This is a genomic window from Thermohalobacter berrensis, assembly GCF_003609645.1.
Classification (GTDB): Bacteria; Bacillota; Clostridia; order Tissierellales; family Thermohalobacteraceae; genus Thermohalobacter; species Thermohalobacter berrensis.
On the sequence record NZ_MCIB01000004.1, the window covers coordinates 1 to 24,212 of the forward strand.

Here is a 24,212-nt window from a genome sequence, read left to right on the forward strand (position 1 = left end):
GGCTTCATTGGTTAAGTAACGGACATCTTAGTCTATCTTCTTTGGTTTAAGTAACGGACGTCGAAGTCTATCTTCTTTGGTTTAAGTAACGGACATCTTAGTCTATCTTCATTGGTTAAGTAACGGACATCCTAGACTCTCTTCTTAGGATAAGTAACAATCCTCATAGGCAATTAGAAAAGATAAAAAAGACAAAAAAATAAAAGCCGAGAACATAGTGATCTACCTTACACCACCATAGATAGCTTATTACCAAGCCATGATCTTTCGACCATGACCAAGCAGGTCACTACCTATGATAGTGGTCTGTTCAACCCTGCATGATATCTTAACAGCCCTATACAACCTCTCGGCTGTATAGAACCATTAGTAGAATTAAAAAATTCTACATCGACACCATACAGGATCTTAGCTCGACCTTATACGATAGGTTGGGACCCTATTGCAATCAAAATAATCGACTACAATAGAGCCTTTCCCAACCATATAAGATCTTCCCTCCGACTGCATGTGAGCCTTTCGACCTACATGCAATCTTTGGCCGACCCATATATACCCCAAAATAGGAGCATATATGAGTCTGGGCTCAACCACCATGTTCCCGACACTAATATTATGTGTAGCTATATAAATAATATGCAAAAATTTTTAAAATTTATTATCTATTTATATTTAAAAATAATATTCTAAAGTAAGAGTTATTATTGTATTAAAATTAGTTTTTTCATGGGTTATATAAGTGTATCTACCACTTAATTCAAGTTGTAATTAGGGTGAATATATATTATAATTTAATATATCATAGAAAAAGAATGTAATTTTTTAGATATTATATTTATTTTAAAATGTTTTATGGGGGTATAAAAATGGATTCTAGTGCCTTGTATGATACTGGAGTTTCTTTTGATGAGTTTGTAAATAGGGATAATGATACCTATAAAGAAAAAACTTTAGAAATACTTAATAGTATTAACTTTACTGAAGAACAAATAGAGAAAATAAAAAGTATAGATAAAAACATAAAGGTTTTAATATGTGGAGAAATATGGTGCCCCGATTGCATGATTAATATACCTGTTGTGGAAAAAATGAGAAAATATAATGATAAAATAGAACTTTCCATTGTTCCTAGAGATGGTAATGAAGAATACTTTATTAAATATGCTCCTTGTGAAAAGGTAAAAATACCTACTTTTGTGTTTTATGATGAAGATTTTAATGAATTAGGTAGTTTTGTAGAGCATCCAAAGAAAATCAAAGATATTGTATCAAATGGAAATCAAGCAAATATTATAGTTGCTAAAAGAAAATATAAAAAGGGCGAATATGCCCAAGAAACATTAAGGGATATACTTGAAATTCTACTATAGGAGTCGTTTCGACTCCTTATGTTTTTATAACACATAGGAAATTGTAATCAAAGAAAAATGGAAGGAGCAAAAGAATGAAAAAATTAAATGTGTTCATATCAGTATTATTACTTGTAATAATATTAGTAGGTGTTTATCAATTTCAAAAGGGTGATTTAATAGAAAAATTATCTCTTTCAAAAGTAAAAGCATCTGAGAAAGAACTTGAAACCTCTAATATTATAGACCATTATTTAGCACAGCCAAATTCAGATTGGAGTATTCATAAAGAAAAAGTAACTGTTAAAGGTATATATATTACTGGAAATACTCTTGCATATAATAAGAGATTTTATAAACTGTTAGATCTTTTAAATACTACAGAATTAAATACTATGGTAATTGATGTTAAGGATGACAATGGTATATTAACTTACGAATCAAATGTAAAGATGGCTAATGAATTTGGGGCGGACAAGCAACCAAAGGTTAAAAATTTCATGGAGAAGATGGAGATTTTAAGAAATAATAATGTATATCCAATTGCAAGAATTGTTACATTTAAAGATAAAATAGCAGCTTCTAGAAGGCCAGATTTAGCTATAAAAACAAAAGATGGCAAAGTATGGAGAGATAATAAGGGAAATGCATGGTTAAACCCATACAATAAAGAGTCTTGGGAATATCCAATAAGATTAGCAGAAGAAGCTGCTTTGATGGGATTTAAGGAAATTCAATTTGACTATGTAAGGTTTCCAACAGATGGAAATAGATCTATCATAGATTATGGTGAGATAGCTAAAAATAAAAGTATGGCTGAAGCTATTTCAGAGTTTTTAGCTTATGCAAGAAAAAGGTTAGAGCCTAAAGGGGTTTATGTATCTGCTGATATTTTTGGTTTAGTAACAACTGTTAAAGACGATATGGGAATCGGACAACACCTAGAAACCCTATCTACTAGTGCAGATATATTAAGTCCCATGGTTTATCCTTCACATTATGCTTTAGGGTCATATGGAGTTAAATATCCAGACTCAAATCCTTATAAAATAGTTCATACAAGTTTATCTACAGCTAAGAATAGAATAGACAAGCTTGAGACTCAAAAGAAAAAGGCAATTATACGCCCATGGCTTCAAGACTTTTCAGCACCATGGCTAAAGAAATTATATGGTAAACATTATGTAAGTTATGGGCCTGAGCAAATTCGAGCACAAATTAAAGCCACTTATGATGCTGGATTAGAAGAATGGATTTTTTGGAATGCAAGTAATAGGTATACAGAAAATGGGTATTTAAAAGAAGAAAATATAAACAATTAAAATAGAATTTAAAGAAAGAGGATTCATAAAGAATCCTCTTTCTTTTTACTTTTTTTACTTTGTTATATGTTTTTTATTCTAATGGAATAATAATTTTACTAAATTAAATTTAAGTAAAATATATTTATAAATATAGTTAATTAACTTTAAAGGGTGGTAAAATGAAATTTAGCAACTTTAAATTTTCTTTAGATGATGATTATTTTAATAGAAGTGAAAGACATTTATCCTTTGGAGATGTTAAAGAAAGAATTATAAAATTTATTAAAAGAGACCCTGTAGCTAGCTATAAGTTAGCCATAGGTACAGACTCACAAGTTAAAGGGGGCTATACAGTTTTTGCTTCAGCTATTGTTGTACATAGAGTAAAAAAAGGAGCATGGGGATGTATAAAGAAAAATATACTGGATAGAGAGGTAATGAACCTAAGAGAAAAAATATCAATCGAAACTAATCTAACTTTACAGTTAGCCTCTAAATTTACTCCCGATTTTTTTGATGAAATAACAGAAATAATATTGCCGTATGTGGATAAGGGAGCAAACTTTTCCCATGAAGTACATATTGACATAGGTAAAAAGGGAGAAACAAAAAGGTTTACGAAAGAAATGGTAGGATATTTTGCTGGACTCGATTTTGAGGCTAAAATTAAGCCAGAATCATATGCGGCTACTTCCTATGCAAATAAATATACAAAATAAAAAAATCCTTTGACTTCATAATAAAATGATGTTACAATATGTAGTGCTTTGGGTATTATACAAGTACAAAATATTGTAATTGGGGGTAAGAAAATGGCACTTACAGAAAACGCTATAAAAGTACTTGAAAAAAGATATCTTAAAAAAGACCTTAAGGGAAAAGTTGTAGAGACACCAAATGGAATGTTTAAAAGGGTAGCCAAACATATTGCTAAGGCTGACAAGCTGTATAATAAAAATGCAGATGTAAAAAAGATAGAAAAAGAATTTTATGATATGATGGAAAATCTTGAGTTTTTGCCAAACTCTCCAACTCTTATGAATGCTGGAAGAGAATTAGGACAATTATCAGCATGTTTTGTACTTCCTGTTGAAGATTCAATGGAAGGAATATTTGATGCTATTAAAAATGCTGCTCTTATACATAAAAGTGGTGGAGGTACTGGTTTTAGTTTTTCAAGACTTAGACCAAAGGGATCTACTGTTAAATCAACTGGAGGAGTAGCTTCAGGCCCTATAAGTTTTATGAGGGTTTTTAACTCTGCCACAGAAGCTGTAAAACAGGGTGGTACTAGAAGAGGAGCTAACATGGGAATACTTAGAGTTGACCATCCTGATATAATGGAATTTATTGAATGTAAAAAAGATATTACAGAGATTACAAACTTTAATATAAGTGTTGGTTTAACTGAAAAGTTTATGGAAGCAGTTGAAAAAGGAGAAGATTATGACCTTGTTAATCCCCACACAAAGGAGGTTACAGGTAAATTAAATGCTAGGGAAGTATTTCAGCGTATAATAGAAATGGCTTGGAATAATGGTGAACCAGGTATAATATTTTTAGATAGACTAAATAAATTTAATCCTACACCAGGATTAGGAGAAATAGAAAGTACTAATCCATGTGGTGAACAACCATTACTTCCATATGAATCATGTAACCTTGGTTCAATAAACTTAACTAAAATGCTTAAAAAAGTTGGAGACAAATATGAAATAGACTATGAAAAATTAGAAAAGACTGTATATAAAGCTGTTCACTTTTTAGATAATGTAATAGATGTAAATAAATATCCTTTAAAGAAAATAGAAGAAATGACTAAAAGCACAAGAAAAATCGGATTAGGAATAATGGGCTTTGCTGATATGCTTTTATATTTAGGTATTCCATACAATTCAGAAGAGGCTGTAGAATTAGCTGATAAGTTAATGAAGTTTATAAACGAAAAATCAAAAGAAAAATCTATGGAATTGGCAGAAGAAAGAGGAGTATTCCCTGCATATGATGATAGTATTTATAAAGATAAAGAAATAAAGATTAGAAATGCAACCACTACAACTATAGCACCAACAGGAACTATAAGTATAATAGGAGGTACAAGTAGTGGAATAGAGCCACTATTTGCTGTTACATATGTAAGAAATGTAATGGATAATGATAAATTAATTGAAGTTCATCCATTGTTTGAAAAAATTGCAAAAGAAAGAGGTTTTTACTCAAAAGAATTAATGGAAAAAATAGCAGAAGAAGGTTCAGTAAGCCATATAGATGAAGTACCAGAGGATATTAAGAAGATATTTGTTACTGCTCACGATATATCTCCAATATGGCATATAAAAATGCAGGCAGCTTTCCAAAACCATGTAGATAATGCAGTTTCTAAGACTGTTAACTTTAAACATGAGGCAACAAAAGAAGATGTTGAAGAAGTTTATATGTTAGCCTATAAACTAGGATGTAAAGGGGTTACAATATATAGAGATGGAAGTAGAGACAATCAGGTTTTAAGTACAGGAAAAACTAACCAAAAATCAGTAAATATTAAAGAAAAGGTAAAACCAAGACCAAGGCCAGATGTTACTGAAGGCATGACAGAAAAGGTTAAAATCGGATGTGGAAATCTATATATTACTGTAAACTATGATAAAGATGGAATATGTGAGGTATTTACTAACTTAGGTAGAGCTGGAGGCTGTCCAAGTCAAAGTGAGGCAACAAGTAGACTGGTATCTATTGCATTAAGGTCAGGAATGGATATTAAATCAATAATAGAGCAGCTAAAGGGTATAAGATGCCATTCAACACTTCGTCAAAGGGCAACAAACAAGAATATCAAAGTACTGTCTTGTCCTGATGCAATTGGAAAGGCCCTTGAAAAGGCTATGAATACTTATGTTGATTTAGATAATAACTTAACAGTAGATGATATAGCTAGGGAAATAGAAAAGGAGAAGGAAAATATTCTTGAAAATTCCTTAGCAAAAAATGAGGTTTCTATTAGTGCTGATACTGAAATTAGTGAAAGTTTATGTCCAGAATGTGGAACAAAGATAGAACATGAAGGTGGATGTACTATCTGTAGAAACTGTGGATATTCAAAATGTGGTTAAAATATCATAAATCAATATAAAAAGGATACCTAGAAATAGGTATCCTTTTTTAGATTCTTTAATACTTAAACTAATAAGGTTTAAAATAAATATAATTATTGCTTGGAGAGGTGTAAACATTTTACAATAATAGAAAATAAGTTTATTATTTTAATATAAAGTTTTATTACAATTATTATGTGATTAATTAGAATTCAAACAATTAAGTAAATGGGTTTATTATTTAATTATTAGTTAAGGGAAAATATGTAAAATCAGTTATAAAGTATAAAAAGTAAAAAGGAGAGTATTTAAATGAATAATAGGGTATTTAAAAACATATTAACCATAATTAGTTTTATGGCATTACAAATTGTTCTTTCGTGGATTTTACAGCTAATTATTTATGATATTTTAGCCACTGATATAGACAGTGCGATATTTTATACTTCAACACCAATAGTTCCTCTTATATATATCGGGCTTAATAGTCTTGGAGCATGGATTGCTTACAAAAAATCAAGAAATAAATTTAAAATTATTTCATGGGTTACTCTGTGTATGATTATATCTCCAATTACATACTTCTTTTTCTCTATGATAATATGGATTTAATAAGCTATGTATAATACCTATGGAAGGAGAATATGATTTGAAATTAAAATACTATATAACTGCTTTAATGTCTTCAATAGCATTATTATTTTATTTTTTTCCATGGATATATGATATGCACAAAGGATTAGATTTTTGGGAAATTAGTCTTAGTTGGTTTATGTATGCTTGGATATTATTACCCATACATATATTTTTTAGTATTCGATTAAAATTAAGAAATAATTCTAACTGGAAACACCATTTAATTTCTGCTATTCTTATTTTAATAACTTATATAATATTATATATTGCAATATATATTGGTATTATAGTACATGTATAGAAGATTAAAAAATGACATAAAAGGTTAAATATACCGGAAGATTCTTGAACTTTTCTATTTCATGAATATTTGTATAGAAATTTATCTAGATATGTATTACAGAATGTTAATAAAGCTATGCAGGATGATTATATCTAAATGTAGAAATTACTTAGTAAGAATATTCAAAAAATTAATAAAATCATGGAGGGACACAATGAGAAAAGAAATAGAAAAGTTAATAGACAATATAAGTAAAGTAATAATAGGGAAAAGGTCTGTTATAGAAAAAATAATTATATGTCTTTTATGTAAAGGTCATGTTTTACTAGAAGATGTTCCTGGCACAGGAAAGACTACTTTAGTACATTCTTTAGCAAAATCATTAAATTTATCTTTTAAAAGAATACAATTTACTCCTGACTTGTTACCTTCTGACGTATTAGGTATATCTGTATATAATCAGAAAAGTGGAGATTTTGAATTTAAAATAGGTCCAGTATATAGTAATATAGTTTTAGCAGATGAGATAAACAGAACTTCTCCTAAGACACAGTCAAGTCTTTTAGAAGCAATGCAAGAAGAACAGATAACAGTAGATGGTATAACTTATCCACTACCACAACCCTTTATAGTATTAGCAACACAAAATCCAATAGAATATGAAGGGACATTCCCACTTCCTGAAGCACAGCTTGATAGATTTATGATGAAATTATCACTAGGATATCCTGATAAAACAAGTGAAAAGGCTATCTTAAGGAAATTTAAGCTACAAAACCCAATTGAAACCCTTAAGTCGGTTCTATCTGTAGATGATGTTTTAAAGATGCAAAAGGAAGTTGAAAAGGTTCATGTTGACCAGGCTATAGATGATTATATTATAGAGATTGTTTCAAAGACCAGAGAAAATAAGGATATACGTCTAGGTGTTAGTCCAAGGGGATCAATCGCATTATTTAAAGCAGCACAAGGCCATGCATATATAAACAATAGAGACTATGTAATACCAGATGATGTAAAGAAATTAGTTATTCCTATTTTTAGTCATAGAATAATCTTAAAGCCAGAGGCCAAGATTAAAAAGCTAAATGAAAAAACTGTTTTAGAAAATATATTATTAGACACAAAGGTATCAGTGGTGAAAAATCATGGATAAACAATTAAAAATATTACTTTTATTATTAGTAATATTTGCCCTTTTAGTTGGAGGGAAATTTATTTATTTACTTTTGTTTTTAGTTTCAGCAGTTTATTTATATTCTTTATATACTTTGAAAAACTGTGAGGATAAAATTGTAGGTGTCTTTTGGGGGAATGATTATCAAGTTGAAAAAGGGGATAAGATAAAAGTCGATTATAAAATCTACAATAGTAGTATATTTCCTGTTCCATATATAATGATATTTCCTAATATATCTAAGAGATTAGATGATAAAGCTAGAGAAAAAGAAGTTTATTCATTATTACCCTTTGAATATTTAACTATTAAAAAGGAGTTTAAATGTAAACATAGGGGGACCTATCAGGTTGGAGAACTTGATGCTAAAATAGGAGATATATTTGGGATAAAAAATAAGAATTTCAAGATAAAAAATGATTTGGTTATAACAGTCTACCCTAAAGTATATAAATTAGATGCCTTTAATATATTTGGTAAAGAGTTTTATGGTAAGGTATCTGCAAATGAAAAATTTTATGAAGATTATTCTAGTATAAAAGATATTAGAAAATATCAGGTTGGAGATAGTCTAAAAAGGGTAAATTGGAAGGTTACAGCAAAAAAAGGTGAATTATATGTAAAAAATTATGATGTATCATCTGATACACAGATTCAGCTTTTTATGGATTTCCAGCTTGATAAATATAGTAATGATACAGATGGCTTAATAGAAGAAAAATTGGTTGAATGTGCAATAAGTATAATTCATTTTGCTCTATATAGAGATATAGATATAAACTTTGTCACATATACGGACCAAAAAATTAGCTTAAATGCAAGGAACATAAGTAGATTTAATGAATTTTTAGAGCTAAGTACAAGAATAAGACCAAGTAAAAATATTAATTTAGGTGATATTCTTTTAAATGAATTGAGGTCAGTTTCTTTAGGTTCAACTATTATTATACCAACACCTGAAATAGATGATAATTTAGTATCTTCTTCATTATCATTAAAAAAAATGGGGTATATCATAACCTTTATAGTTGTTAGGGATTTTAATAAGGATAAATGGGTATTAGAAAATATAAAATTAATAGAAAAAGCAGGAATAAGGGTTTACAGGGTTGATATTGAAGATGATTTAAACCTTGTACTGAGGTGATTATGTGGATAAAAATGATAAGTCAACATTTATTTTTAAGTTATATATTAATATTTTTATAAACTATTTTCTTATAAGACTATTATTTGATACTTTAGAAATAGAACATAACCTATATATGTCGTTAATTATCCTATTACTATCAGCAGTTTCTATTGTGCTTATATATATTATATGGAAAAAGCCCTTAATATTAGCTTCAGTAGTTTTAATATTATTTCCGATTATGATATTTATGTATAGATATGAACATGAAATATATCTGAAGATGCTACAAAAAATAGATGATTTTATTATATGGGCTTCTAGATTCTTAAGTGGATTAACCTTTCTTTATAATCAATATTTTTATATATTAGTTGTATTGATTATTTTCCTCCTTTCATTAATAACATTCGTTTTTGTGTTTAAAATAAAAAGTATTTATCCCTTAACTATATTTGGTACTATATTGTTTTTATATAGATGGTTTTTGTTTTTAGATAAGGCACTCATCTATTATATATTTTATATAATGCTTGTCTTACAGTTATACACATACAGAGTTTATAAGAAAAAGGAAAATTTATGGATTAATAAATCAATCTCTTTTGGTCCTGCAGTTTATAAAAGATGGATTATATATTCTACTAGTGTAGTAGTAATTATTGTCAGTATAGTTTCTGTATTTCCCAAAAACTTTGCTCCAATTACTTGGAGATGGCTCGATGATAAAGTACAAGAAATATTTCCTCAGGTTACAGAGTGGCGTAACTCAAGAAAGGCATCAGAGAATTATGGAAGTAGTATAAGATTTGATTTGTCTTTAACACAATATCAAGAATCCCACAAGAGACTGGGAGGGCCCATTAATAGGGATAATGTGTTAATGATGAAGGTAAAGAGTAAAGAACCATTGTATTTAAAGGGAATAGTTAAGGACTTTTATACAGGAGCCTACTGGAAATCTACAGAAGATGTATTTCATGAACAGATATCAAATACAGATTTAACTATACACAAAAATAAAGAAATTAAAGGTGAATTAATAGTTCAAACTATTGAGCATATAAACTTAACAACCTCAACATTGTTTAATAGTTATATACCTATAAAGGTAAGTCTTGAAGATAATACATTTTATACAACAGATGAATATGAGCTATTTGCTGGTATCCTTTTAACAAAAAATCAAAGATATACAATATACTCCATAAAAAAAGAAATCAATAGAGATGATATGAATACCTCCAGCTATAAAAAAAGAAAAGAGCATGAAAAATATTTACAATTGCCTGAAATATTACCTAAAAGGGTAGTTGAGCTTGCTAAGAAAATAACTAAAGGCTATAAAAATGATTATGATAAGGTAAATGCATTAGTAAAATATCTTAGAGAAAATTATAAATATACCTTAACCCCACCGGAAACCCCTTATAATAGGGATTTTGTAGACTATTTCTTATTTGATTTAAAAGAAGGATATTGCACTTATTTTGCATCATCCCTTGCAGTCCTTACTAGGAGTATAGGTATTCCATCAAGATATGTTGAAGGATTTAAAACTCCAAATGAAAAGGATGCAGGTATATATTATGTTTACAGTAGTAATGCACATGCTTGGACTGAGGTTTATATAGAAAATATAGGCTGGGTGCCCTTTGAAGCTACCCCTGCATATACAGGTATTAATTATGATGAGTACTTTGATGAAAAACAAGTTGAAAATAATAATGAAACACTATCTAATAATGAAATAACAGATTATAGAACAGGTAATGATGATATGAAAAATAGCCTTTTAGAAAATTTATTACAGGAAGAAAGTAATGTTAGTGTAAATGATTTTAAAGAGGAAAAGGACAATAGTAAAGGTATTTTAGTTATTTTTATTATTTTAGTTTTATTACTTTTAAGTAGAATAATATATAGTTATATTAAAATTAAAAAAATACTTGAATATGATTATAGAGAAAACAAAAGAGAAGGTATAATTAAATACTATTTGATGATTCTAAGTTTATTCAAATTGATAAACAAACAGAAATTAGAACATGAAACTTGCTATGAATATAGTAATAGAATAATAAAAGCATTACCTCAATATCTAGATAAATTACCTTATATAACAGATATTTTTATTAAATCAAGATATGGTAAAGAGGAAATAAATGAAGATGAAGTTTTAGATTTAAAAAACTATTTCCTAAAATGTGAGGAGTATGTTAAGAAACAGATAGGATTATTAAAATTTTTATTTTTAAAGTATATTATGATGAAAATATATAATATAAAAGTTGAGTGAGTCAGATGACCGTCTTCTGACTCATTTTAATATTTTGGTAGTTTTATTTAAATTAATTGCAAAAAATTTAAACATTAAATAATGGTATAATACTTATTATAAACTATTTTTTAGAGTAAGGGGGATAATATGAAATTGTTAAAACAAGTCTTTGTTATTCTAATGTTAGTTGTAATTATTTCTACTAATTGTTTTGCTCAGTCACAGCCTATACAGACATTAAAAAAAGAGATTATAGTAAATGATATAAGAAGGACAGTAAATATGGTAATTGTGGATTTAAATAATCCAGATATTGAATTAGATGTAGTAATATCCAATGATATGATAGGTGGAGATGAAGAGTTTGAAAATATGCTAAGTCGTAAAAACATAGATGCTGCCATAAATGCTAATTTTTTTGATGCGTATGAAAGCTTAGAGCCATATGGAACAATTATGAAAGATGGAAAAATATTATACCTTGAAGGTGAAAATACTTCCATGGGAATTAGTGAAGGAAATAATATAGTTTTTGATAGGTTTAAGACAGTAATAAAGGGCTATCTTGATGGGAAAAGACAAAACGAATGGAACAATAAAACTCAATCTATGGCCTTTTATTTGTTTGATGTTTGGTATGTCAATAATTTACCACTAGATCCTACAGGAGTATATCTTTATACACCTGAAAGGGGAGAATCTATCACAGTAGAAGGTGGTACAGCTATTGAAGTAATTAATAATAAAGTTAACAGAGTATTAAAAAATGTAGATAAAGTTAAAATACCTAGAAATGGGTACATAATATATTATGGCAGTCAATCAGCTACCCAAGATTACATTGATAATAGATTTAAAATAGGAAGAACTATTGAATTTGAATTTGAAACAAAATATACAGATCAAAAGAAAATAAGGAAGAACAAAGACATCAAAGATACACCAGAACAACCTAAAGAACCTACATTACTTTATGGTTGTGTTGATAAAACAACAAAAAACTATTGGGATTTAAAGAAAAACGAAATGGATTTTAATATTTTTAATGTATGGTATGTAAATACTAAACCAATTGATTCCACAGGTGTTTATCTTTACACACCTGAAAGGGGAGATAGTTTACAAGTACCTATAGGAAATGTTGTTATAGTTGAAAATGGAGAAGTAAAGGAAGTTTTATACAATACAAAACAATTTAACATACCAGATAATGGCTTTGTAATCTATTATGGAAAAGATGCAGCTGATAGAGAATATATTAAAGCAAGGTTTAGAGAAGGCAAGGCTATTGATTTTTATGATCCTAATACTAAAAAGATTAATACTGAGGAGATTATAAGTAAAGCAGTAGAGAAAAATAAAGTTGCCCTTTATGAAGAAGTTGAATATACTGAAAAACAAACAAAGATAAATTTAAATAATGTGCAGGATTTAATATCTGCTGGCCCATATCTAATAAAAGAAGGAAAAATAATAGTTAATCCAGAAGGTGAAGGATTTAAAGAAGAAAAGATTACTAAAAACAGGGCCCAAAGGAGTGCTATCGGTATAACACAGGATAATAAGCTACTTATGGTAACTGTAAGTAATGTTAATATGGAAGAATTGGCACAAATAATGCTACAACTTAGAGCAATTGAAGCAATGAACCTTGATGGAGGTGCTTCTAGTGCACTTTATGCAAATGGCAGGGTAATAACAAAACCTGGAAGAAGATTAAGTACTATTTTAGCAGTTTATAAACATAATGACAGTAATGATAAGCTAAAAGATACTGATAAAAGTATAGAGAATAAAATAGTAAACAGACAGTTTAGGGATATTTCTGAAGTCAAGAGATATGAGGAGAGTATTTTAGATTATACAGCAAATAAATTTTCTGATATAAATAAAAAGCACTGGTTTGCTAAAAATGTGAGTTATTTAGTGGCATTAAATATAATAGCAGGTTATGAAGATGGTACTTTTAGACCTAATAACGATATTAATGTAGATGCTTTTATAAAGATGATTATAACTTCACTAGGATATGATATACAAAATGGACCTACATATTGGGCATCCCCATATATTAAGAAGGCAAAAGAGATTGGTATAATTAATGGAGGAGAATTCCTCGAGTTTAACCGACCTATAAAAAGGGGAGAAATGGCTAGAATGATTGTACGAGCTTTAAATTCACAAATAAATTTAGATAAAGAGCAACTAAAAAAAGAGATTAAAGATTTTAACCAAATTGTTCCCGAGTTACAAGATGACATATTAAAGGCATATGGAATGGGTATTATTACGGGATATGAAGATGGTACTTTTAGACCTGACGAGACTGCAAATCGAGCTGCAGCTGCTACAATGATTGTAAGAATGTTAGATGCTAAATAAAGAAAATGTTTTCTCTTTATGTTGAAAAAAATATAGATATGTATTACAATATAGATGAAATTTAATAGATAATAAAAAACTGGGGAGCTAGGTGCACCTAGCTGAGAGGGAACTGATGCAGTTCCGACCCATAGAACCTGAACTGGGTAATACCAGCGAAGGGAGAATATTGTGTAATCCATTTATTTAGGATTATAGGATATATTAACCCTTTACCTTGAACCCAGTTAAGGTAAAGGGTTTTTTATTTTGAAAGGGGGTATTAGATGCCAGTAGTTAATGTAAGCCTTCAAGTAATACCAAGGGTAGAAGATGAAAGAATATATGAAGTTGTAGATAAGGTTATTAAATATATAGACTCAGCAGGAGTTAAATATGAGGTAGGTCCCATGGAAACCACTATGGAGGGAGAGCTAGATGAATTACTCCAAATAGTAAAAAAAGCACAGGAAATATGTGTAAAAGAAGGGGCCTCCAGAGTTTTATCAGTGGTAAAAATAGACTATAAGCCAGAGGGCGTGACTATGAATGAAAAAATTTATAAATATAGAAAATAAAACAATACCTATTGCATTTTTATTTTTACTAATAGCTATATGGCAGATAATAGTAGATGCTGGATTAGTAGCAAAATATATTCTCCCTTCACCTAAGGATGTATTTTTTACTTTTATAGATATTCTTCCAATGATAAAGGGGCATGTTTTAGTTACACTATATGAAGCACTATTAGGCTTTTTTATATCTATTGTATTTGCCTTAATTTTGTCAGTACTAATGGATAATATAAGTATTGTTAAAAAAGCTTTATATCCACTAATAGTTATTTCACAAACTGTTCCAATAATTGCCTTAGCTCCTTTATTTGTAATTTGGTTTGGGTTTGGTAGACTACCTAAAATAATAGTTGTCGTTTTAGTCTGCTTTTTTCCAATAGTAGTTAGTTTATTAGATGGATTAGAATCAGTAGATAGAGATATGCTTAATCTTATTAGGTCTATGGGTGGAAATAAATTTCAAATTTTTAGGTTTATAAAATTTCCGGCATCTATGGTTAGTTTCTTTTCAGGCCTTAGAATAGCTGCAACTTATAGTATAATGGGGGCAGTAATTGGAGAATGGCTAGGAGGAAGTGAAGGGTTAGGAGTGTACATGCTTAGGGTAAAACATTCCTATGCCCTTGATAAAATGTTTGCTGCAATTTTAGTAATAGTAATTTTAAGTATGACTTTATTTAGGATAGTGGCTTTAGTAGAGTACTTAGTAATGCCATGGACAAGAGAAATGGACAAATAAAATTTAGTTAAAAGGGAGGAATCATCAATGTTTAAAAAGACTATTTCTATTATGATTATTGGTTTATTAATATTTTCACTAGTTGGTTGTGGTGCATCAGAAAAAAATACAACTGAAAAACAAGAGCTAAAAAAGGTTACTGTTGTACTTGATTGGGTTCCAAATACAAATCACACAGGATTATATGTGGCAAAAGAAAAGGGATATTATAAAGAAGAAGGATTAGAGGTTGAAATTATTCAGCCTACAGAGGGAGGAAGTACTGACCTTATAGCAGCAGGTCAAGGTGAATTTGGTATAAGTTATCAGGAACAGGTTACATTTGCTAGAACTGCTGAAAATCCACTACCTATTAAAGCTATAGCTGCTATTATACAGCATAATACTTCAGGTTTTGCTTCACCTGTAGAAAAAAACATAAAAAGTCCTAAGGATTTTGAAGGAAAAAGATATGGTGGATGGGGTTCACCAGTTGAAAGGGCAATGTTAAAAGCACTTATGGAAAAGTATGATGGAGATTTTTCTAAGCTTGAGATGGTAGATATAGGAGCTGCAGATTTCTTTTCAAGTGTTCAAAAAGATGTAGATTTTACATGGATTTACTATGGTTGGGATGGAGTAGCTGCTGAAGTTAGAGATTTCCCTATAAACTTTTTAAAACTTCAAGATTTAGACCCAAGATTAGATTTCTATACTCCGGTTATAATTGCTAAAGAAGATTTACTAAATCAAAATCCTGAGCTTGTAAAGAAGTTCTTAAGGGCTACTACAAAGGGATATGAATATTGTATAGAAAATCCAGAGGATGCTGTAGAATCCTTATTAAAGCATGCACCTGAAATAGATAAAGAAATTGCAGTAGCAAGTCAAAAATATCTTGCTAAAGAATATCAAGCTGATGCTCATAAGTGGGGAGTAATGAAGGAAGAAATATGGAAAAACTATGGTGAATGGTTATATGAAAAGGGGCTAATAGACAAAAAACTTGATGTGAAAGAGGCTTACACAAATGAATTCTTGCCAAAAGAATAATGAGAAACTCTTGGTTAAAAACTTAAGAAAAAGTTTTGAAAATCTATTAGTAGTAGATAATATATCACTTACATTAAAAGAAAATGAATTTGTAACCCTTTTAGGGCCTAGTGGATGTGGAAAAAGTACAATTTTCAATATTATTGCAGGTCTATTAAATCCAGATAAGGGAAATGTATATATTGACGGAGAAAATTATACAGGAAAAACTGGTAGAGTAAGCTATATGTATCAAAAAGATCTGTTACTTCCTTGGAAAAGAATTATAGATAATGTTGCCCTTCCCCTTGTTATTAAAGGGGAAAGTAAAAGAAAAGCTAGGGAAAAAGTAAAAAAATACTTTGAGGTTTTTGGCCTTGAAGGATTTGAATATAAATATCCCTTTCAGCTTTCAGGAGGAATGAGACAAAGGGCAGCACTTATGAGAACATACATGTTTTCTAAGGATGTGATACTATTAGATGAGCCATTTGGAGGATTAGATGCAATTACTAAATCGAAAATGCAAAAGTGGCTCTTAGATGTATTAAATAAACTTAAAGCTTCTATTCTATTTATTACCCATGATATAGAAGAAGCAATATTCTTATCTGATAAAATATATATATTGTCAGATAGACCTGCTTCAATTAAAGAAGAAATAATTATTAATTTACCAAAACCTAGAGATAGAGAGATTACAACATCTGAAGAATTCAATGAAATAAAAAGACATATACTTAACATAATGAACAATTGATGGTTAATAACTTTAGCGGAGATTACATCTCCGCTATTTTTAAAATTAAAATTAGGAGTGATAAAATGGCTGTATTTGATAAAGAAGCTAAAGGATATGACAGATGGTATAAAACTGAAAAAGGAAAGTTTATTGATGATGTTGAGACTAAATGTGCATTTGACCTTTTAAAACTAAAAAAGGGTATGAAAATATTAGATATAGGGTGCGGAACTGGTAATTTTAGCATTAAATTAGCTAAAAAGGGATGTAAGGTTATTGGAATAGATATTTCAGATGAAATGTTAAAGATTGCAAGAGAAAAGGCTAAAGAGGAAGAATTAGACATAGAATTTTATAATATGGATGTATATAATTTAAAATTTGAAGATGAATCTTTTGATGCTGTTTTTTCAATGGCAGCCTTTGAATTTATTAAAGAACCTGAAAAGGCTATGGAAGAAATATTTAGAGTGACTAAAGGAGAAGGACAAATTTTAATAGGAACGATAAATAAGAATAGTAAATGGGGAGAACTATACCTATCTGATGAATTTCAAAAAAATACAGTGTTTAAGTATGGAGATTTTAAGACACTAGAAGATTTGAAAAAATTAAAAAATGAACATCTAATAGATACATCGGAATGCCTATTCATTCCTCCAAGTGCCCCTGAAGAAGACTTTACTGCAGAGAATGAAGAAAAATTATCTAAAACAGAAAAGGGAGGGTTTATATGTGCCCTATGGAAAAAATAGCATCATGTGAAATATCTTTTATACCTATAATGAGTAAAGATTATATTTCAGATATAAAAAAGGTACTTGAGATAATTAAATCTTATAATTTAGAGCATAATATAGGTATACTTTCAACAACAATAAGGGGAAATAAAGATGATATACTAAAATTAATTAAGAATATATATAATACAATGGATGAAATATGCAGTTTTACAATGGATATAAAAATATCAAATATATGTGGATGTGAGAAAGATAATTAATAATAAGTAAGTGGGAATAAATGACTATTTTCATACTAAGATTTAATATTTTTTACTTTATATGGTAAAATACTTATGGTAAAATATTCAATAGTAAAGCTATAAATGGGGTGAAAATATATGAAAAAGTTAGGATTAGTATTAGAAGGTGGAGGAATGAGAGGAGTTTATACATCAGGAGTTTTAGATTATTTTATGGAAAAAGAGCTTTACTTTCCATATGTAATTGGAGTTTCCGCAGGGGCTTGCAATGCACTATCATATTTATCTAGACAAAAGGGCAGAAGTAGAGATATAAACCTAACTTTTGCAGATGACCCCAGATATATTGATGTTAAGAATGTATTTAAAAGGGAAAATGTCTTTAATTTGGATTTTTTATTTAATGATATTTCTAAAAAATTAATACCATTTGATTATGAAAGATTTGAAAAAGCTGAAGAAAAATTTGTTGTATGCTGTACAGATTGTAATACAGGTAAGCCTGTCTATTTTGATAAAGATAGTTGCAGTGATATCTTTAATGCTGTTATGGCATCAAGTAGTTTACCATTTGTAAATTTTCCAGTAAAGCTTGAAGGAAAAACTTTATTAGATGGAGGAATTACTGATTCAATTCCCATTAAAAAATCTATAAAAGATGGAAATAGTAGAAATGTTATTATACTTACAAGACAAAAAGGATATAGGAAAAAACCCTTTAGATTTAGAAGGCTTGCCAAAAGATTCTATCCAGAATATGATAAGTTAGTTGATGCAATATGTAATCGCTATAAAGGTTATAATACTACATTAGATTTTATAGACAGACTAGAAAATGATAGAAGGGCTTTTGTAATAAGACCAAGTAAACCATTAAAGGTAAAAAGGACTGAAAAAGATAAAGAAAGATTAAAAGAAATATATAAACTAGGCTATGAAGATGCTGAAAAATTATTTGACGATATGATGAACTGGATAAAGGAAGAAAATAAAAGAAAGAATAAAGCTTCAAATTAAAAGAGCGGCTATTTAGCCGCTCTTAAGTATTAAAGTACTTCTTTTAAAAGCTTTATGAATAGTTTGTTTTGTGCTTCTATACCGATTGTTACTCTAATCCAAGTTCCCATTATAGGTCTTATAATCATGCCTCTTTTTTGAAGTTCAACAAATATTTTATTAGCATCTTTTTTAACATTTACAAATATATGGTTAGTTTCAGAAGGAGCATATTCAAGACCCAACTTGTCAAATTCTTGATATAAGTATTCTTTTCCTTTTTTATTTACCTCATAGCTTTTTTTGATAAAATCTTGGTCTTCCAATGCAGCAACTGCAGCAACTTGAGCCATTTTATTTACATTAAATGGTCCCCTTATCTTATTCATATTATGGATTATCTCTTCACTTGAAATAGCAAAACCTACTCTTAATGCTGCGAGACCATATGCTTTGGAAAATGTTCTTAAAATAATCACATTAGAATATTTGTCTAAAAGTTTAATACTATCATTTAGATAATCATCCCTTGTAACATATTCTCTGTAGGCTTCGTCATATACAACGATAACGTTTTCAGGAACATTTTCTAAAAATTCTATTAGTTTTTCTTCAGTAAACATTGTACCTGTAGGATTGTTTGGATTGCATAACCAGATTAATCTAGTTTTTTCAGTAATAGCTTCTCTCATTCCATCTAAATCATATGTCCAGTTCTTAAGAGGAACTACTATAGGCTTTCCACCCATCATCTTTGTTGTTGTTATGTATCTTGGGAATGTTATATCTGCCATTATTACTTCATCATATTTATTAATGAATGTTTTAGCAATAATGTCAACCATTTCATCTGAACCACTACTTGGAAGGATCTGTGTTACTTTTACACCAAGCTTTTCAGCTAAACTTTCTTTTAAAAGAGTAGCATTTCCATCTGGGTATATTGCAAGATTTTCTGCAGCTTTCTTTACAGCTTCAACAGCTTTAGGAGAAGAGCCTAGTGGATTTTCATTAGATGCAAGCTTTATAACTTCATCTAACCCGTATTCCCTTTTAACATCTTCAATTGGCTTACCAGGTTTATAAGCTTCAAGGTCTTTAATTTCCTCTCTAAATTTAATTGTCATGTCATTCTTCCCTCCCGCTTGTCATATTTGTATTAATATAATTATATCATAATAATAAGGTTAATATAATAAAGATATAAGCAATATTTATATTTATAGTTATTATTTTGAAATTTTTTTACAACACATAGGAAATTATAATCAAATAAAAACTGTGGATAAAATATAATTTCCGTTATGTGTTTCAAAAAAGTCAACATTTAGAATCTTTTATTTTTAATAAAAGACTTTTTTATAAAATTAGCTACATTTCACCTTATATTTCCAAAAATAATAAATATAATTGGAGGATTTTTTTATTCACTATAGAATATTATTAATAATCAGAAAATTCAAATTTTAAATCAAGGGGGAAATTTTATGAAAATATATGAAACTGATAAAATAAGAAATGTTACACTTTTAGGCCATGGGGGAAGTGGAAAAACTACATTAACAGAGGCTATGCTGTTTACAACAGGAGTAACAAAAAGAATAGGGAAAGTAGAAGATGGTAATACTGTATCAGACTTTGAAAAAGAAGAAAAAGAAAGACAGTACTCAATTAATACTTCTATAATTCCAGTAGAATGGAAGGACCATAAGTTAAACACTATAGATACTCCAGGATATTTTGATTTTGTAGGGGAAATAGAAAGTGCATTAAAGGTAGCAGCTGGTGCGGTAATCGTAGTAGATGCATCATCAGGAGTAGAAGTAGGAACGGAAAAAGCATGGCAATATACAAGAAGAGAAAAAATACCAACACTAATATTTATAAATAAAATGGATAAAGAAAATGTAAATTTTGACAAAGTTTTAAATGAGTTAAGAGAAAAGTTTGGGAAAAAGGTTGTCCCCTTTGAAATTCCATTAGGAGAAAAAGATGATTTTAGAGGACTTATAAATATAGTTGATATGAATGCAAGGGAATATAATGAAAAAGAAATAAAGTGTTTTGATACTGAGATTCCAGATAATGTTATGGATAAAATAGAACCCCTTAGAGAAATGCTAATTGAATCAGTTGCAGAAAGTGATGAAGAGTTATTTGAGAAATACTTTGCTGGCGAAGAATTTACAGATGAAGAAATTCATAGAGGATTAAGGGCAGGTGTAATAAACGGAGATTTAGTTCCTGTACTCTGTGGAGCAGCTTCTAAGAATATAGGAGTACAGACATTAATGGACATGATTTGGGATTACTTACCTGCACCTAAAGATATAGTAACTCCAGTTGGTGTTAACCCTGAAAACGAAGAACCAGTTGAAAGAAATATGGAGGCTAATGAGCCATTTTCAGCTTTAGTATTTAAGACAATTGCTGATCCATATGTAGGTAAAATATCACTATTTAAAGTTTTATCTGGTGAGCTTAAAAAGGATGATGAAATACTTAACTCAACTCAAGGGAATAAGTTGAAAATAAATCATCTTTATGTAATTAGAGGAAAAGAACAAATTGAGGTATCAAAGATTATAGCTGGAGATATAGGTGCAGTAACTAAATTAAATGATACCTATACAGGAGATACATTATGCTGTATGGAAAATCCAATTAAATACTCTGGTATTGAATTCCCCGAACCAGTAATGTTTTTGGCTGTAGAACCTAAATCAGAAAGTGATGAAGAAAAAATGAGTAATGGTTTACAAAAGCTTTCAGAAGAAGATCCGTCCTTTAAATCAATGTATAACAGGGAAACTAAACAAACTTTAATAGGTGGTCAGGGAGATATCCATTTAAGTGTTATTACAAGTAGATTAAAAAATAAGTTTGGTGTAGAGGTTGAATTAGTAGATCCAAAGGTTCCTTATAGAGAAACAATTAAAGGAAGAGCTGAGGCTGAAGGTAAACATAAAAAACAAACTGGTGGACATGGACAATATGGTCATGTATTTATTAGATTTGAACCAAGTCAAGAAGAATTTCAATTTGATGAGGAAATTTTTGGTGGTGCAGTACCTAAGCAATATATACCTGCTGTTGAAAAAGGTCTTAAAGAATGCTTTGAGGAAGGAATTTTAGCAGGTTATCCTGTAGTTAACGTAAAGGCTACATTGTATGATGGATCATATCATTCTGTTGATTCATCAGAACTTGCTTTTAAAATGGCAACAGCCCTAGCATACAAAAAAGGAATGAAAGAAGCAAAACCAATACTACTTGAACCAATAATGAATGTGGAAGTACTTATACCAGAGGATTATATGGGCGATATAATGGGAGATTTAAATAAGAGAAGAGGCAGAATATTAGGTATGGAACCACAAAAAGATGGTAAACAATTAATTAGAGCTGAAGTTCCTCAAGCAGAAATGTTTAAATATGCCTCTGACTTAAGGTCAATGACTCAAGCAAGGGGATCATTTAAAATGGAATTTTCTAGATATGAAGAAGTACCAGGTGAATTAACTCAAAAGATTATTGAACAGGCTAAAAAGGAAAAATAAAAAATTAGAAAAGCAGTTGAAAATTTTACGATTTAAAAATTTTCAACTGCTTTTTATGATTTATAGAAAATCATAATTAAATAAAAATAGTGAATAAAATATAATTTCCGTTATGTATTTAAAAAAAGTCAACTTTAAGAATTTTCTATTTTATAGAAGACTTTTTTATAATTTCTAAATAAAAAATATAAATACTTTTAAGGAAAATTACGAAGGAATAAATGTATATATTAACTCAAAAAATAAAAATACTCCTAATATTTTAAGGAGGAATTAAATTTGGCTGATTATTATATAAATCTTGATGAAGAATTAGGATTAAATGCAGTTACCAAGGTTTTAGAAGCTATGAGTGAAGTTAAAGAAGATGATACACTAATTATTAGTATGGATAGTGATGATGCAGCACAATCTAGGCATTTAGCTGAATTGTTAGAAAATAATGGTTTCGAATATCTTCCTAAAGGGAGTCATTCAGGAGAAAAGTATACCCTTATTGCCCACCTTCAAAATAGAAAGGAGGGGTAAAATGGGTAGAAAAAAAGATTATCGAAATAAAAAACACAGGACAAATGATGTAGTAATGGAAACCCAAAAAAAATTAGATATGTATAAAAAGGATGATGAGATAGAATCTCTTCTTACAGATAAAACAGCTTATGGTGAGTGGATGTCTACAACTAATGGTTGGGTAAGTTTTGAAGAACAAAATAATCATGTAGACCATATGGAAGAAATAACAAAAACAGAATAGGTAAAAGCGGCTACATTGTAGCCGCTATATTTTTAATGAAAAAATTGTTATTAGAAATGCAAAATAGATTTTATTTAAATTCCTTAGTTTTATAAAGATATTTTAAAGAAATTCTAAATAATACTTATATTCTACCATAATTGTGGAAATATACTTATTGAAAAATACTAATGAAAACTTATACAATATTATTAAAGGACAAAGAAAGTCAAAGTCAAATGAAAATTGAGGTGAATTTATGGCAAGACTAAGTGATGTAATTGAAGATTTTATAAAATCTCTTATGCAGGGAGAAAAAAATAAAGTTATAGAAATACAAAGAAATGAATTAGCTGAACATTTTAACTGTGCACCATCACAGATAAATTATGTTCTTACCACTAGATTTACAATAGATAAAGGATACTACATTGAGAGTAAAAGAGGTGGTGGTGGGTATATAAAAATAAAGAAAGTAAATATTAAAAGTGATAGGGATATATATAATCTTATATTAAATAAAATAGGTAATTCTATTACTAAAATGAAAGCCTACAGTATTATTGATAATTTTTTAGAAAAGGGTTTTATTAGTAGGAGGGAAGCAGCTTTAATGAAGGCATCACTTAATGAAAGATCATTAAATTCTGCTTCACAGTATAAAAATGAGTTAAGGGCTAGTATTATAAAAGAGATGCTGTTAGCGTTGTTAAGAGAGTAAGGAGGGGAAAGTAATGTTATGTGATGAATGTGGAAAAAATAAATCAACAGTCCATTACACTAAAATATTAAATGGAAAAAAAGAGGAGATTCACTTATGTGATGAATGTGCTAAGGATTATAAACAATTTGATATAGATTCTTCTTTTTCTATACACAACTTCTTAACTGGGTTATTAGATAATATGCAAGAGGGACCTTTTAAAAATGTTAATTATGTTCATGAACTAAAATGTAATAGATGTGGATTGACATATAATCAATTTAGAGAAACAGGTAAATTTGGCTGTAGTGAATGTTATAAATCATTCCATGATAAGCTAATACCATTATTAAAAAGGATCCACAGACATGATTCCCATATAGGAAAAGTTCCTAAAAGGGCAGGAAGTAAAATAAGGATTAAAAAGGAAATTACTAAACTAAAAAATAAATTAGAAATAGCAGTAAAAAAAGAAGAATATGAAAAGGCAGCTGAACTTAGAGACAAAATAAAGGAACTTAAAAATCAAATAGATAGTGATTAGGGGTGG

The 24,212-nt window shown here is 29.2% G+C and carries 23 protein-coding genes and 1 riboswitch; of the genes, 22 read left to right on the plus strand and 1 reads right to left on the minus strand.

Annotated features, from left to right (window positions below; all coding sequences use genetic code 11):
* Positions 1–866: 866 nt before the first annotated feature.
* From BET03_RS03750 to BET03_RS03830, 17 genes are all read left to right on the plus strand, one after another.
* Complete coding sequence (locus tag BET03_RS03750) at positions 867–1,370, plus strand: thioredoxin family protein (RefSeq protein ID WP_120167437.1); 504 nt, start codon at positions 867–869, stop codon at positions 1,368–1,370.
* A 74-nt stretch (positions 1,371–1,444) separates the two neighbouring features.
* Positions 1,445–2,671, plus strand: coding sequence for a putative glycoside hydrolase (locus BET03_RS03755; RefSeq protein WP_120167439.1), 1,227 nt, complete (start codon positions 1,445–1,447; stop codon positions 2,669–2,671).
* Between the two features lie 161 nt (positions 2,672–2,832).
* Positions 2,833–3,372, plus strand: a complete 540-nt coding sequence (locus BET03_RS03760; RefSeq protein ID WP_120167441.1) for a ribonuclease H-like YkuK family protein — start codon at positions 2,833–2,835, stop codon at positions 3,370–3,372.
* 93 nt (positions 3,373–3,465) lie between these two features.
* Positions 3,466–5,763, plus strand: coding sequence for a vitamin B12-dependent ribonucleotide reductase (locus BET03_RS03765; protein WP_120167443.1), 2,298 nt, complete (start codon positions 3,466–3,468; stop codon positions 5,761–5,763).
* Between the two features lie 294 nt (positions 5,764–6,057).
* A complete protein-coding gene (locus BET03_RS03770; protein WP_120167445.1) occupies positions 6,058–6,357 on the plus strand; it encodes a hypothetical protein in 300 nt (99 codons plus the stop codon).
* A 37-nt stretch (positions 6,358–6,394) separates the two neighbouring features.
* Entirely contained in the window at positions 6,395–6,682 is a 288-nt protein-coding gene (locus BET03_RS03775; RefSeq protein ID WP_120167447.1) for a hypothetical protein, read from the plus strand.
* A gap of 196 nt (positions 6,683–6,878) precedes the next feature.
* Positions 6,879–7,820: an AAA family ATPase gene (locus BET03_RS03780; protein WP_120167449.1), complete on the plus strand. Its 942-nt coding sequence runs from the start codon at positions 6,879–6,881 to the stop codon at positions 7,818–7,820.
* Complete coding sequence (locus BET03_RS03785; protein ID WP_120167451.1) at positions 7,813–8,988, plus strand: DUF58 domain-containing protein; 1,176 nt, start codon at positions 7,813–7,815, stop codon at positions 8,986–8,988. Before BET03_RS03780 ends, BET03_RS03785 begins: the two co-directional genes overlap by 8 nt.
* A gap of 4 nt (positions 8,989–8,992) precedes the next feature.
* Positions 8,993–11,272 (plus strand): transglutaminase-like domain-containing protein, encoded by a 2,280-nt coding sequence (locus BET03_RS03790; RefSeq protein ID WP_120167453.1) that lies wholly within the window; start codon positions 8,993–8,995, stop codon positions 11,270–11,272.
* Positions 11,273–11,401: 129 nt separating this feature from the next.
* Positions 11,402–13,636: a phosphodiester glycosidase family protein gene (locus tag BET03_RS03795; protein ID WP_120167455.1), complete on the plus strand. Its 2,235-nt coding sequence runs from the start codon at positions 11,402–11,404 to the stop codon at positions 13,634–13,636.
* A gap of 70 nt (positions 13,637–13,706) precedes the next feature.
* Positions 13,707–13,817: riboswitch (TPP riboswitch) on the plus strand.
* Between the two features lie 85 nt (positions 13,818–13,902).
* Positions 13,903–14,193, plus strand: coding sequence for a thiamine-binding protein (locus tag BET03_RS03800; RefSeq protein ID WP_120167457.1), 291 nt, complete (start codon positions 13,903–13,905; stop codon positions 14,191–14,193).
* The gene (locus tag BET03_RS03805) at positions 14,165–14,932 is read left to right on the plus strand and encodes an ABC transporter permease (RefSeq protein ID WP_120167459.1); all 768 of its coding nucleotides are present in this window, start codon (positions 14,165–14,167) and stop codon (positions 14,930–14,932) included. The genes BET03_RS03800 and BET03_RS03805 overlap by 29 nt, the downstream gene beginning before the upstream one ends.
* Positions 14,933–14,959: 27 nt before the next feature.
* Complete coding sequence (locus BET03_RS03810; protein ID WP_120167461.1) at positions 14,960–15,964, plus strand: ABC transporter substrate-binding protein; 1,005 nt, start codon at positions 14,960–14,962, stop codon at positions 15,962–15,964.
* Positions 15,942–16,703, plus strand: coding sequence for an ABC transporter ATP-binding protein (locus BET03_RS03815; RefSeq protein WP_120167463.1), 762 nt, complete (start codon positions 15,942–15,944; stop codon positions 16,701–16,703). Before BET03_RS03810 ends, BET03_RS03815 begins: the two co-directional genes overlap by 23 nt.
* Positions 16,704–16,768: 65 nt before the next feature.
* A complete protein-coding gene (locus tag BET03_RS03820) occupies positions 16,769–17,440 on the plus strand; it encodes a class I SAM-dependent methyltransferase (RefSeq protein WP_120167465.1) in 672 nt (223 codons plus the stop codon).
* Positions 17,428–17,688: a YkoF family thiamine/hydroxymethylpyrimidine-binding protein gene (locus BET03_RS03825; protein ID WP_183108711.1), complete on the plus strand. Its 261-nt coding sequence runs from the start codon at positions 17,428–17,430 to the stop codon at positions 17,686–17,688. The genes BET03_RS03820 and BET03_RS03825 overlap by 13 nt, the downstream gene beginning before the upstream one ends.
* Before the next feature lie 120 nt (positions 17,689–17,808).
* Positions 17,809–18,687: a patatin-like phospholipase family protein gene (locus BET03_RS03830; RefSeq protein WP_120167469.1), complete on the plus strand. Its 879-nt coding sequence runs from the start codon at positions 17,809–17,811 to the stop codon at positions 18,685–18,687.
* Positions 18,688–18,716: 29 nt separating this feature from the next.
* Here the strand turns inward: BET03_RS03830 and hisC are convergent, their stop codons facing one another.
* A complete protein-coding gene (hisC, locus tag BET03_RS03835) occupies positions 18,717–19,793 on the minus strand; it encodes a histidinol-phosphate transaminase (protein WP_120167471.1) in 1,077 nt (358 codons plus the stop codon).
* A 360-nt stretch (positions 19,794–20,153) separates the two neighbouring features.
* Here hisC and fusA point away from each other — a divergent pair, with 360 nt between their 5' ends.
* The 5 genes from fusA to BET03_RS03860 all read left to right on the plus strand — a co-directional run bounded on the left by fusA (position 20,154) and on the right by BET03_RS03860 (position 24,206).
* Positions 20,154–22,226 (plus strand): elongation factor G, encoded by a 2,073-nt coding sequence (fusA, locus tag BET03_RS03840; protein ID WP_120167473.1) that lies wholly within the window; start codon positions 20,154–20,156, stop codon positions 22,224–22,226.
* A 279-nt stretch (positions 22,227–22,505) separates the two neighbouring features.
* A complete protein-coding gene (locus BET03_RS03845) occupies positions 22,506–22,754 on the plus strand; it encodes a hypothetical protein (RefSeq protein ID WP_120167475.1) in 249 nt (82 codons plus the stop codon).
* 1 nt (position 22,755) lies between these two features.
* Positions 22,756–22,980, plus strand: a complete 225-nt coding sequence (locus BET03_RS03850; RefSeq protein WP_120167477.1) for a hypothetical protein — start codon at positions 22,756–22,758, stop codon at positions 22,978–22,980.
* A 238-nt stretch (positions 22,981–23,218) separates the two neighbouring features.
* Entirely contained in the window at positions 23,219–23,680 is a 462-nt protein-coding gene (locus BET03_RS03855; RefSeq protein ID WP_120167479.1) for a CtsR family transcriptional regulator, read from the plus strand.
* Between the two features lie 13 nt (positions 23,681–23,693).
* The gene (locus tag BET03_RS03860; protein ID WP_120167481.1) at positions 23,694–24,206 is read left to right on the plus strand and encodes a UvrB/UvrC motif-containing protein; all 513 of its coding nucleotides are present in this window, start codon (positions 23,694–23,696) and stop codon (positions 24,204–24,206) included.
* The last annotated feature ends 6 nt before the right edge of the window (positions 24,207–24,212 follow it).

Bases quoted from the DNA above. Each gene is read 5' to 3' on its own strand.
- BET03_RS03770 (WP_120167445.1), top strand. From the start codon at position 6,058: ATGAATAATAGGGTATTTAAAAACATATTAACCATAATTAGTTTTATG.
- BET03_RS03760 (WP_120167441.1), top strand. From the start codon at position 2,833: ATGAAATTTAGCAACTTTAAATTTTCTTTAGATGATGATTATTTTAAT.
- BET03_RS03855 (WP_120167479.1), top strand. From the start codon at position 23,219: ATGGCAAGACTAAGTGATGTAATTGAAGATTTTATAAAATCTCTTATG.
- BET03_RS03765 (WP_120167443.1), top strand. From the start codon at position 3,466: ATGGCACTTACAGAAAACGCTATAAAAGTACTTGAAAAAAGATATCTT.
- BET03_RS03810 (WP_120167461.1), top strand. From the start codon at position 14,960: ATGTTTAAAAAGACTATTTCTATTATGATTATTGGTTTATTAATATTT.
- BET03_RS03780 (WP_120167449.1), top strand. From the start codon at position 6,879: ATGAGAAAAGAAATAGAAAAGTTAATAGACAATATAAGTAAAGTAATA.
- BET03_RS03820 (WP_120167465.1), top strand. From the start codon at position 16,769: ATGGCTGTATTTGATAAAGAAGCTAAAGGATATGACAGATGGTATAAA.
- BET03_RS03750 (WP_120167437.1), top strand. From the start codon at position 867: ATGGATTCTAGTGCCTTGTATGATACTGGAGTTTCTTTTGATGAGTTT.
- BET03_RS03815 (WP_120167463.1), top strand. From the start codon at position 15,942: ATGAATTCTTGCCAAAAGAATAATGAGAAACTCTTGGTTAAAAACTTA.
- BET03_RS03800 (WP_120167457.1), top strand. From the start codon at position 13,903: ATGCCAGTAGTTAATGTAAGCCTTCAAGTAATACCAAGGGTAGAAGAT.
- BET03_RS03860 (WP_120167481.1), top strand. From the start codon at position 23,694: ATGTTATGTGATGAATGTGGAAAAAATAAATCAACAGTCCATTACACT.
- BET03_RS03805 (WP_120167459.1), top strand. From the start codon at position 14,165: ATGAAAAAATTTATAAATATAGAAAATAAAACAATACCTATTGCATTT.
- BET03_RS03830 (WP_120167469.1), top strand. From the start codon at position 17,809: ATGAAAAAGTTAGGATTAGTATTAGAAGGTGGAGGAATGAGAGGAGTT.
- fusA (WP_120167473.1), top strand. From the start codon at position 20,154: ATGAAAATATATGAAACTGATAAAATAAGAAATGTTACACTTTTAGGC.
- BET03_RS03795 (WP_120167455.1), top strand. From the start codon at position 11,402: ATGAAATTGTTAAAACAAGTCTTTGTTATTCTAATGTTAGTTGTAATT.
- hisC (WP_120167471.1), bottom strand. From the start codon at position 19,793: ATGACAATTAAATTTAGAGAGGAAATTAAAGACCTTGAAGCTTATAAA.
- BET03_RS03755 (WP_120167439.1), top strand. From the start codon at position 1,445: ATGAAAAAATTAAATGTGTTCATATCAGTATTATTACTTGTAATAATA.
- BET03_RS03825 (WP_183108711.1), top strand. From the start codon at position 17,428: ATGGAAAAAATAGCATCATGTGAAATATCTTTTATACCTATAATGAGT.
- BET03_RS03850 (WP_120167477.1), top strand. From the start codon at position 22,756: ATGGGTAGAAAAAAAGATTATCGAAATAAAAAACACAGGACAAATGAT.
- BET03_RS03785 (WP_120167451.1), top strand. From the start codon at position 7,813: ATGGATAAACAATTAAAAATATTACTTTTATTATTAGTAATATTTGCC.